The sequence below is a fragment of the Lysinibacillus sp. GW821-FHT14F06 genome (genome assembly GCF_058803665.1).
This window is the reverse complement of sequence record NZ_JBXAPF010000031.1, coordinates 45,829-56,703: the sequence shown is the minus strand read 5'-3', so window position 1 is coordinate 56,703 and position 10,875 is coordinate 45,829. Positions and strand designations below refer to the sequence as shown.

The window sequence follows — 10,875 nt, the reverse complement described above, 5'->3', positions numbered from 1 at the left end:
CGTTCCCATACCGAACACGGAAGTTAAGCTCTTTAGCGCCGATGGTAGTTGGGGGCTTCCCCCTGTGAGAGTAGGACGTCGCTAGGCACACAGCAACCACTGAGAAATCAGTGGTTTTTATATTTGAATTAAAATTAGTGTTACATGTGGAATATGTAGTATTAGACGGTGATATTACGATTTTAACGATACTTAAACTGGCTATAAATATGAATTTAGTTGGGTAATGAGAACTTGGAGCAATTATCATGGAAGTAATGTCTATATGCTTTTTACTATTAGGTAGAAGAGATAATAATATGCTTAGTCATTTTAAAAGTAACTTTGTATTCATAAGAAATCAACTATGCACTAGCGTAATTGAGTCTGTTTTTTTGAGCTCACTCGAAAAGTTCCTCTTCAAAATCCATGACATCCGCCAGGGGCTCTATCTTGATTCTGCGAGCATTTTACACCCACTGAATAGGGAAAAAATCGCATTCATTTTCGCCCATCTATAGAGGTGGGAGTATTCTGTATCTGACGTTTCGCTTTTGCTACAGAAAAGATAAATTAATTACAAGGGATTGAAAAAAATTCATGTCTTTTGCTTTAGCACACACACTCATGATTCGACTCCTAATATTTTAGGTTGAACTAAAGCGCTACTATCCTATTCAAACATATACCTTAAATGCTAAAATTTAAGTAGCTTTCAAAATAAAGGGGTGCTTAGAATGGCGACGGGGTTATATAGTGAAGAAATACAAATAGAGAAGGAAAAATTACAAGCATTTATTCAAAGTAAAGAAGAATGGGCTGAACTTATACCAGGTTACTTACATCATGAATTTCCGAATGAACAAGATATGATTTGGGTGTTTCAAGGTGATTTTGGTATTATTCAAAAGGCTGTAAAAGTGGAACTTAAATATAAGGAATCTCCAACAAATCAAGTTATGTTTGATCTGATAGGTTTATCAGATCCTATAAATGGTGATGGTTTTTTTGAAATTAGGGAAGGGCATGGCGATACATGTCAGCTTACTGGGAATTTAACAATGAAAGCTAGTGGTTTTTTAGCTGGAATGATGAATCCGATATTAGAGAAGTTTGTTCCACAGTTAGTAGAGAAATTGGTACAAAAAATGGTAGCTAAAGCAAGTCTATAAAAAAAGTGAGTAACTATTAGGGAAAATAAGTTTTGGCAAAAGTGATTATATTTATAAGTTGAAAAGATCATTGCTCTTAGGAGGAGGGCACTGAAAAAGTCGATTTGCCACAAAAATTGTGATGCAAATCGACTTTTTTAAGTTTTCAAATCCAACAAAAGACAAAATTCTAATATAAAAAAGTGAATTTTTTTAGTTTTTCAGTGCCCTCTCTTAGGAGGGAATGATCTTTTTATATTGACTACCAATTGTCGGTAATAACGATACGTGGTTTCTTATGTGTGAATTTCTGGTGATACCTTGTATGGAGGGGATTTCAAGGTATCATCGAAGGAGTTTTGTGGTATTAAACATATAGCTTCAAATATTATGGAATAACTTGACAAAATTATTTATGAAATTTATATTTGAGTAAATACTCAAATTCTAAGGAGGTAGTGACGAAACTATTTGGTAACAAAAAAGGATACAAAATTAGATTTATTTACTAAAAAGGAGTTTAATGCAGTTTTTTAATTTTTCATTTGGTCTCCAGCAATCGAACAAAACTCGGATGTTGGTGAGGAGATTATGGATTTTATTTCTATAATACGTGAACATGCTAGTGTTTTCTTATCAAGAGTCATTCCATGTTCCGTTGAAAAAAAGATTATTGATACAGCAGCCTCAATGTTTCTTTCGTCCATCTTAACCTACGTATTAGTTGAAGAAAGAAGAATGGGAGACAGTCTACTAGTAAATCAATACATTGAGGAGGTAGTTACAGTTATTTTAAAAGGCATTCAAAATACATAAAAATTTTTTAGTAAAATTTGAGTAATTACTCAGTATTTTTTTGGATGAAAGAAGGTATGTCTATGCTTCAATGGATTGATATTCAAACACTTATTTGGTTATTCCCTATTATGTTTATACTCCATGATTTTGAAGAAATTATTATGGTTGAGAAGTGGTTAAATAATAAATCTTCAGTTTTGTATGCAAAACTACCAACAAAAGCAGCTGATAGAGTGATTAAGCAATTTTCTATGTCAACAGCACAGTTTGCAGTAGCTGTAGTGGTCATATTTTTCTTTGTAAGTGGATCGACTTTTAGCGCCAGTCAATTTGTGAATCAAGGGCAATTAGGGAATATTTATATATTCACTATTGTTACATTAATCTTTTTTCTTCATGCATTTACACATCTAGGGCAGACAATATTTCTTCGTTCTATAACACCTGGCGCAGTCACATCATTAATTATCATTATTCCATATAGCTTAATTTTGTATCATTCACTATTAATGAATAATGTGATAACTTGGAACATCATTTTTATTTGCTTACCATTTTGTCTATTATTATTACCACTTGCATTATTTGCTCACTGGGTTGGTAGAAAGGTTATTTGATAAATAGTTTTTATGTCAATCTGGTGTAAAAGCTATCCTGCTTAGTGGGATAGCTTTTTCTCGTGTTATAATTAAAGAAGAATATAACGGAAATGGGTGTTTTGTTTTGCAAAAGAAAAAGCCGATTGTAGAAGGGTTAGAGCGCTTTCGACAACAACAAAATATTTCCTTTCATGTCCCGGGGCATAAACACGGTGAACTATCTCGTCTTCCTCAGGCCTTTAAAGATGTTATGCGGTATGATGTAACGGAGTTATCAGGTCTTGATGACCTACATCATCCTGAGGAAATGATATTAGAAGCAGAAAATTTATTGGCAGATACATATGGGACAATGAAAAGCTTCTTTTTAGTAGGTGGATCTACGGTTGGGAATTTAGCAATGATCTATGCTACCTGTAAAAAGGATGATACGATTATTGTTCAACGTAATGCTCATAAGTCTATTTTTCATGCATTTGAGTTGGTTGGAGCAAGGCCTGTATTTGTCTCACCCATGTGGGATGATCAAACACTAACAGCAACGCATGTTTCCTATAAGGATTTAAAAGAAGCTGTTGATTATTATCCAGAGGCCCGGGCTGTTGTTTTAACATATCCTACTTACTATGGTATGACATCTAAAGAAATACAGCAGCAAGTTGCTTACTGTCATGAAAAGGGAATTCCTGTCTTAGTGGATGAGGCACACGGAGCCCATTTTAGTGCATGCTCCTTATTTCAACCATCCGCATTGACATTTGGCGCAGATATAGTGGTACAGTCTGCACATAAAACTTTGCCTGCAATGACAATGGCATCCTTTATGCATGTTAATTCAGATATCATTAATGTCGATAAAATAAATCATTATCTACGTATGCTACAATCTAGCAGCCCATCCTATCTTTTATTAGCATCTTTAGATGATGCACGCTATTATATACAGACATATATGGAGAGTGATGGTGCATATATAATAGAAAAAAAGAATCAATGGGTAGAAGCATTACGGGCAATAGGATCTTTGAAAGTTATTGAGGTAGATGATCCTATAAAATTATTACTCCGTGTAGAGGGCTATAGTGGTTTCCAACTACAAGAGGCACTGGAGGCAAAACAAGTATATGTAGAGCTGGCAGATGCAAATCAGGTTTTGTTGGTACTACCTTTATTAAAACAGGGGCATAACTATCCCTTTGCAGAAATTCGTGTCCGTATTAAGGATGCGATAACAATATTGTTAAATACACCGAAAGCAGACATAATAACAGCTCCACATACAGCCTATAATTTTGTAGCCATTACCGAACCAGTTTATTCTATTGAGGAAATTGAAAAATCGGAAAAGGAATGGTTACCATATATGCGAACAATGGGGCGAATCTCATCAAGCATGGTTATTCCTTACCCTCCAGGCATTCCATTACTTGTCCCAGGAGAAAAGATAACAGTGGCAAAATTGAGCCAGCTTGAGGAATTGTTGGCTACGGGTGCAACATTCCAAGGAAATCACCGTTTAGAAGAAAAAATGATTGAGGTCATGAAATAGTTGGAGGCAATAAACAGGATGAATAGCAATTTATTTATAACATTTGAAGGTCCAGAGGGTGCCGGAAAGACAACAGTTATTCAAAAAATAGCTGAGCGACTAGCTCAGGAGAATATTGATGTATTAGCAACAAGAGAACCTGGTGGTATTGAGATTGCTGAAAAAATTCGGACAATTATTTTAAACCCTGCGCATACAGCAATGGATGAACGTACAGAGGCGTTATTGTACGCAGCGGCACGAAGTCAGCATTATTTTGAAAAAGTAAGACCTGCATTGGATGAGGGTAAAATGGTTATTTGTGATCGCTTCATTGATTCCTCATTAGCTTATCAAGGATATGCACGTGGTATTGGTGTGGATGAAGTATTATCTATTAATGAGTTTGCAATCGGTAAGAAACTACCTGATGTTACAATTTTATTTGATCTTGACCCAGAGATTGGTTTAGCACGTATTCATGCCCATGGTGAACGAGAGGTAAATCGATTAGATGTTGAAAGCTTAGCCTTTCATCAGAAGGTTCGAGAAGGGTATTTACAACTAGTGGGCCGTTACCCAGAACGTATACAAGTTGTCAATGCGGATCAAAATATTGAGCGTGTTGTAGAAGATGTATGGGCATTATTATTTGATGCAATGCAGTAAAAGCATGAAGTTGTCTAACACATTGTGATATAATGGTAACATCTATTATTTTATTTAATGAGATAAAAACGCTCATTAAATTGAAACTTTCCTATAGATAATGGTATCAAAAATCGTTCTAGGTTAATTTTATAAAAGGGGTGAGTGCGAATGAAGTTAGTCGTAGCTGTAGTGCAGGATCAGGATAGCAGTCGCTTATCAAATGCTTTAACGAAGAATCAGTTTCGCGCAACTAAGTTAGCGAGCACAGGAGGTTTCTTACGTTCTGGAAATACGACGTTTCTTATTGGGACGGAAGACTCTCTCATACCCAAAGTTTTAGATATTATTCGAGATAATTGTCGAGCTCGGGAACAAATGGTGGCACCAGTTTCACCATTGGGCGGTAATGCAGATTCCTATATACCTTATCCTGTAGAGGTTGAAGTAGGAGGAGCGACAGTTTTTGTTTTACCAATTGAGCAGTTTCATCATTTTTAGTTCAGTATGAAATTTAAATTAGCTTTTGTGTATCGATAAAGAAAGCAAGTGGGGGCGAATACAGCTTGAAGATCAATCAAGATATACGTGTCGGGTTAAATACTAATCGCAAAGAGCCACTACAAAATAATAATCAAAATAACCGATTTGGAGATATGGTCGTCAAGCAGGGAACCAAATTGCAGACTGAACAGCTTACACGATTGCTAGGGGATATTTCTACTGCGGGTGACCGAGTTGCAAGATCACGAAATTTACGAGAGCTTGCGCGTTTTAAAATGCTTGTTAAAAAATTTCTACAAGAAACCGTCGAACATGGTATGGAATTAAAGCAATCACATACTTGGAATCGTTTCGGTGAGGGAAGACGTTTAAAAATTATCGAAACGATTGATTCTCGCCTTGTGGAGCTGGCACAAGATATTTTAGATGAAGAGAAAGAAGCAATTGATCTTCTTGATAAAATCGGTGAGATAAAAGGCTTATTAATTAATCTGTATATGTAAAACCCGTGTCTCGTTCTCTTGTAGGCGCGGGCTTTTTTCAAATATATTTTGCTAATTGCTACAAACATAGTGTAACTAACTATTATAGGCAATTCTGTGTGAAGAAGAGAGCAATTGCAAAAAATTATATCTAGTTGTAATTGTTATGGGAAGGAATTTAAATATATGGCCAAGAATGTTGAAGAGCTATTTTCACTACAACCTGTCGTAATGAAGCAGCTTCAAACGATTTTTGACAAAAATAGATTAGCGCATGCATACATTTTTGATGGCGAAAAAGGGACAGGCAAAGCAGATATTATGCGATTTTTTGTCAAATTAATGCTATGTGAGCAACCAAATCAAAATGTTCCATGTGAAACATGTCGAAATTGCAGACGTGTTGATTCTGGCAATCATCCTAATATTCATCAAATATATCCAGATGGTCAATTTATTAAAATTGATCAAATACGTGATTTAGTAGCTGAGATGAAGATGATGGGTGTTGAAGAAGGGCGAAAGATTTATGTACTTCATCATGCAGATCGACTTAATATTGCATCCGCAAATATGATTCTAAAATTTTTAGAGGAACCTGAGGGAGAGGTTACTGCCATTTTGCTAACTGAGCAAATGCAGTCAATATTACCAACAATCCGCTCTAGATGCCAGCATATAAAGTTTCAAAAAATGCCTCGACATGTATTGTTAAAGCATTTGCAAGAAAGCAATATTTCATACTCAATGTCTTGCACAGTGAGCATGATGACGAATGAGCTCGAAACAGCTATAATTTTGGCAAATGACGAGCAGTTTGCACTTGCTCGAAAAACAGTGTTAAAATTAGTAGAGACAATTCGCCAAAATGTACATGAAGCAATGCTGGTTGTACATGAAGAATGGTTGCCACTTTTTAAAGAAAAAAGTGAAATGGAACAAGCATTGGATTTACTACTATTTGCTTACCGTGATATAGTGTCAATAAAAGCTAATCCCGAGGCAGCTTGTACTTATCCAGACATGTTACAGATATTTAAAGAAGCTGCGTTACATTCGACTTATGAACGCCTATCTAGTCAAATGGAGTCTATTTTACAGGCGCGCGCATCTTTACAGCGTAACATGAATAGGACGTTATTGATGGAGCAGCTAATGCTAAATCTGCAGGAGGGATACACATTTGTATAATGTAGTGGGAGTCCGTTTTAAAAAAGCGGGTAAAATATATTATTTTGATCCAGCATCATATCTACTAGAAGACAGTCAATACGTCATTGTAGAGACAGCTCGTGGTGTGGAATATGGTAAAGTAGTTGTCCCACAAAAGGTTGTTGGGGATAATGATGTTGTATTACCACTTAAACAAGTACTACGACCAGCGGATGAACGTGATCGTATTCAGGTAGAGGAAAATGCTGCTGAGTCAAAGCGGGCATTTGAACTGGCAAGTACAAAAATTATAGAGCATAATCTAGAAATGAAGCTAGTAGATGTTGAATATACATTTGATCGTAATAAAATTATTTTTTATTTTACAGCAGAAGGACGTGTTGACTTTAGGGATCTAGTAAAGGATTTGGCCTCGGTATTTAGAACACGTATCGAACTTCGCCAAATTGGTGTACGTGATGAGGCTAAATTGTTGGGGGGGATAGGTCCATGTGGACGAATGCTCTGTTGCTCAACTTTTTTAGGTGATTTTGATCCAGTTTCTATTAAGATGGCAAAAGATCAAAACCTTTCTTTAAATCCTTCAAAAATTTCAGGTCTATGTGGTCGTTTAATGTGCTGTTTAAAGTATGAAAATGATGAATATGAGGAAGCAAAAGAGGGCATGCCTGACATTGGTGAAATGACGATGACACCAGACGGACGAGGTAGAGTTGTAAGTTTAAATGTGCTAGAAAGACTCATTCAAGTATATTTACAAGAGCAGGAACGCACAGTTGAATATACACTAGAAGAACTGCTGGCATGCGAAAAAAATCTTATATAAGATAGAGAATTTAACGAGGTGGCTTGGGTGAAGGACCGTAATTTCTTAGATACCGTTATGGAGTTCGAACAACAACTCGAAGCAATGCAGGAGCAATTTGGTGCATTGAAGCAATTTGTAGCGTTAATGATGGAAGAGCATAAGGCACTTGAAACAGAAAATCATCACCTTCGTACACGTCTAGAAGAACTAATTGCTAAAGATAACTCCGTACAGGCTGCTGATGTGAAGAAAGAAACTTCACTAGATATTGGAGAGGGCTATGATAACCTGGCACGCTTGTACCAAGAAGGCTTCCATGTATGTCATGTTCATTTTGGAAGTTCACGTAAAGGTGAAGACTGTCTGTTTTGTCTATCATTTTTAAATAAACAAAATGTGTAATAGAAGGCTGATTGCCACTGCGGTGGTATCAGTCTTTTGTTTTGTATAGTAGGGGGAAGAAAGATATGGATGATTGGTTAAAGGATGATGAAAGGCTAGACTATTTGTTGGCAGAGAACTTACGTATTATACAAAGTCCCTCAGTCTTTTCATTTTCTTTGGATGCAGTGCTACTTTCGAAATTTGTCAATGTTCCTTATTATAAAGGGAACATTGTTGATTTATGCTCAGGTAATGGTGTCATTCCTCTCTTTTTAAGTGCACGAACTAAGGGACAAATAACGGGGGTAGAGATTCAGCCACGTTTATTTGATATGGCAGAGAGAAGCATCCAGTACAATCAGTTAGAAAATCAAATTCAAATGATCCTTGGAGATGTAAAAGAAATACCAAAACAATTGGGTATTGAAAAATATGATGTTGTTACCTGTAACCCGCCATATTTTTTAGCACATGAAGCAAGTGATAAAAATCTTAGTGAGCATCATGCTATTGCAAGACATGAACTATATTTAACATTAGAAGAGGCAATTCAATCCACTAGTAAATTATTAAAACAGGGTGGAAAGGCAGCATTTGTGCATCGTCCAGGTCGATTATTAGATATCGTTACAGCTATGCGTGCAAATCGTTTAGAGCCCAAGCGAATGCAATTTATTTATCCAAAAGAAGGGAAAGAGGCCAATACATTATTAATAGAAGGAATAAAAGATGGAAAGCCAGATTTGAAAATATTACCACCACTGTATGTCTATAATGCCAATAATGAATATACACCTGAAGTGAGAGAAATTCTTTATGGAAAAGAACAATAGTCACTACTTTTACGTGTTAGAATGCGCCGATCAATCATTTTATGCAGGTTATACAAATAATGTAGATAAGCGTGTAGCTGTACATAACGCTGGTAAAGGGGCAAAATATACAAGAGCCAGAGGACCAGTGAAATGTATTTATATGGAAGAGTTTGACACAAAGCAAGAGGCAATGCGTGCAGAATATGCTTTTAAGCAACTAACAAGAACACAGAAAATTAATTATATAAGGAGGGGTGAATCGTGAAATCACAAAAGAGTACAATACACGATCAGACAGGCTGTTTATATCTTGTAGGAACACCTATTGGAAATCTAGAAGATATGAGCGTGCGTGCACTACGCATTTTAAAAGAAGCAGATATTATAGCCGCAGAAGATACTAGAAATACAAAGAAGCTGTGTAACTACTTTGACATTGAAACACCTTTAATAAGTTATCATGAACATAATTTAGCGGTGGGAGGAGAAAAATTATTAACTTTACTACAGGAGGGTAAAACAATAGCATTAGTGAGTGATGCAGGTTTACCTTGTATTTCTGATCCTGGTGCAGATATAGTTGAAAAAGCAATCGCTCAAAACTTTCCTGTTGTGCCGATACCAGGTCCGAATGCGGCAATATCGGCTTTAATTGCATCTGGATTAACACCTCAGCCGTTTTTCTTCTATGGATTTTTAAATCGCGGGAAAAAGGAACGTCGACAGCAATTAGAGCAGCTAAAAAAACGTCAGGAAACAATGCTGTTCTATGAGGCACCTCATCGTTTAAAGGAAACCTTAAAAGATATGGAACTTATTCTTGGAAATCGTCGAATTGTATTAGCGCGTGAGTTGACAAAGAAATTTGAGGAGTTTTTAAGAGGAACTCTCAATGAAGCCGTAGAATGGTCTCAAAATGAGGAAATCCGAGGGGAATTTTGTATTGTCCTTGAAGGAAATAGCAATATTGAGGAAGAGGATAGCGAAGAAGCGTATTGGGTAAAGATGTCCTTTGTGGAACATGTCGATTATATTATTGCTCAGGATGGTGTTACGTCAAAAGAAGCCATAAAAGAAGTAGCGAAACTACGGAAAGTATCTAAACGAGATGTATATAACGAATATCATAGCTAATAAAAAGAAGAGGTTGCCTTCAGAGAGGCGACCTCTTTTGTATATTTAACCAAGTTAGGAATTATTAGGAATTATATTTTTTCAGTAATTATAAATGTTTAAATTGATAATAATTGTAAAAAATAGTACCCTTAAATGTGAAAGGTCTGACATGGACATTATAAGGGTCTCCTAATTTGGGTATATTAAAAACTAATTAAGTAAAACACCTAAATCGCTGTTCTCGATTTAGGCGTACATCATATTATTTTTTTAAGTTATTTTGGATTTCTTTCACTAACATTTCTGCACCTTCTGGGCTTAAAATTAATTTGCCTCCAACTAGACGGAAGTTATCATCAGATACTTCGCCAGTAACAGCACATGTCATGTTAGGCATATATTTTTTTAAGATGATTTTGTCATCATCCACATAGATTTCTAAAGCGTCTTTTTCAGCAATACCTAATGTACGGCGTAGTTCGATAGGAATTACTACACGACCTAACTCATCGACTTTACGAACAATTCCTGTTGATTTCATAATTATTTTTCCTCCTAATGTTAAAAGTTATATTGGTATTTCGTCAAATTTCGACATAATTTCTTTGTCTGATAGTTATCATACCAAGTAATGCCATAAACGTCAATTAATTAATGCACTAATATTATTGGTTTTAAAAAAATTTTTGCGGAGAAAACAGATATATCGATTTTTTTAAAAGGTTTTTATTATGTATTTTTATTTATAGTAAAAAAGCTTCTTATTTAAGACATTTAATGGATTGAATATATGATTCGACAATTTTCGCGTACGATTCAAACTTTCATTGAAACGAATTTCGTACTTCGTTAGAATAGATAGTATACTGTGAAACAATGGAGGCAGTTCT

14 protein-coding genes and 1 rRNA gene are annotated in these 10,875 nt (G+C 35.7%); 14 read left to right on the top strand and 1 reads right to left on the bottom strand.

Translation table 11 applies throughout. The annotated features are described in order from the left end of the window. The 14 genes from rrf to rsmI form a co-directional block, all read left to right on the top strand. A 5S ribosomal RNA gene (gene rrf, locus AC1RNS_RS21090) occupies window positions 1–87 on the top strand; the annotation flags it as partial. A gap of 629 nt (window positions 88–716) precedes the next feature. Then, window positions 717–1,151, top strand: coding sequence for an SRPBCC family protein (locus tag AC1RNS_RS21085; RefSeq protein ID WP_492995520.1), 435 nt, complete (start codon window positions 717–719; stop codon window positions 1,149–1,151). 570 nt (window positions 1,152–1,721) lie between these two features. Continuing rightward, the gene (locus AC1RNS_RS21080) at window positions 1,722–1,946 is read left to right on the top strand and encodes a hypothetical protein (protein ID WP_492995519.1); all 225 of its coding nucleotides are present in this window, start codon (window positions 1,722–1,724) and stop codon (window positions 1,944–1,946) included. A 62-nt stretch (window positions 1,947–2,008) separates the two neighbouring features. Then, window positions 2,009–2,545 (top strand): HXXEE domain-containing protein, encoded by a 537-nt coding sequence (locus AC1RNS_RS21075; RefSeq protein ID WP_492995517.1) that lies wholly within the window; start codon window positions 2,009–2,011, stop codon window positions 2,543–2,545. 106 nt (window positions 2,546–2,651) lie between these two features. Further along, on the top strand, window positions 2,652–4,076 hold the full coding sequence (locus AC1RNS_RS21070) for an aminotransferase class I/II-fold pyridoxal phosphate-dependent enzyme (RefSeq protein WP_492995515.1): 1,425 nt from the start codon (window positions 2,652–2,654) through the stop codon (window positions 4,074–4,076). Window positions 4,077–4,094: 18 nt separating this feature from the next. Further along, a complete protein-coding gene (tmk, locus tag AC1RNS_RS21065; RefSeq protein ID WP_492995513.1) occupies window positions 4,095–4,724 on the top strand; it encodes a dTMP kinase in 630 nt (209 codons plus the stop codon). A 150-nt stretch (window positions 4,725–4,874) separates the two neighbouring features. Further along, the gene (gene darA, locus AC1RNS_RS21060; RefSeq protein WP_010857007.1) at window positions 4,875–5,204 is read left to right on the top strand and encodes a cyclic di-AMP receptor DarA; all 330 of its coding nucleotides are present in this window, start codon (window positions 4,875–4,877) and stop codon (window positions 5,202–5,204) included. Window positions 5,205–5,269: 65 nt separating this feature from the next. Continuing rightward, complete coding sequence (locus tag AC1RNS_RS21055) at window positions 5,270–5,710, top strand: YaaR family protein (RefSeq protein WP_283870247.1); 441 nt, start codon at window positions 5,270–5,272, stop codon at window positions 5,708–5,710. Between the two features lie 165 nt (window positions 5,711–5,875). After that, on the top strand, window positions 5,876–6,880 hold the full coding sequence (gene holB / locus AC1RNS_RS21050; RefSeq protein WP_492995512.1) for a DNA polymerase III subunit delta': 1,005 nt from the start codon (window positions 5,876–5,878) through the stop codon (window positions 6,878–6,880). Next, a complete protein-coding gene (locus tag AC1RNS_RS21045) occupies window positions 6,873–7,688 on the top strand; it encodes a PSP1 domain-containing protein (RefSeq protein WP_492995510.1) in 816 nt (271 codons plus the stop codon). The genes holB and AC1RNS_RS21045 overlap by 8 nt, the downstream gene beginning before the upstream one ends. Before the next feature lie 27 nt (window positions 7,689–7,715). Beyond that, complete coding sequence (gene yabA, locus AC1RNS_RS21040) at window positions 7,716–8,072, top strand: DNA replication initiation control protein YabA (RefSeq protein ID WP_492995509.1); 357 nt, start codon at window positions 7,716–7,718, stop codon at window positions 8,070–8,072. A gap of 65 nt (window positions 8,073–8,137) precedes the next feature. Continuing rightward, the gene (locus tag AC1RNS_RS21035) at window positions 8,138–8,887 is read left to right on the top strand and encodes a tRNA1(Val) (adenine(37)-N6)-methyltransferase (RefSeq protein ID WP_492995507.1); all 750 of its coding nucleotides are present in this window, start codon (window positions 8,138–8,140) and stop codon (window positions 8,885–8,887) included. After that, on the top strand, window positions 8,871–9,134 hold the full coding sequence (locus AC1RNS_RS21030) for a GIY-YIG nuclease family protein (protein WP_492995506.1): 264 nt from the start codon (window positions 8,871–8,873) through the stop codon (window positions 9,132–9,134). Before AC1RNS_RS21035 ends, AC1RNS_RS21030 begins: the two co-directional genes overlap by 17 nt. Next, the gene (gene rsmI / locus AC1RNS_RS21025; protein ID WP_492995504.1) at window positions 9,131–10,003 is read left to right on the top strand and encodes a 16S rRNA (cytidine(1402)-2'-O)-methyltransferase; all 873 of its coding nucleotides are present in this window, start codon (window positions 9,131–9,133) and stop codon (window positions 10,001–10,003) included. Before AC1RNS_RS21030 ends, rsmI begins: the two co-directional genes overlap by 4 nt. 244 nt (window positions 10,004–10,247) lie before the next feature. Here rsmI and abrB read toward each other — a convergent pair whose 3' ends face one another. Continuing rightward, window positions 10,248–10,526 (bottom strand): transition state genes transcriptional regulator AbrB, encoded by a 279-nt coding sequence (abrB, locus tag AC1RNS_RS21020; protein WP_427545299.1) that lies wholly within the window; start codon window positions 10,524–10,526, stop codon window positions 10,248–10,250. Between the last annotated feature and the right edge of the window lie 349 nt (window positions 10,527–10,875).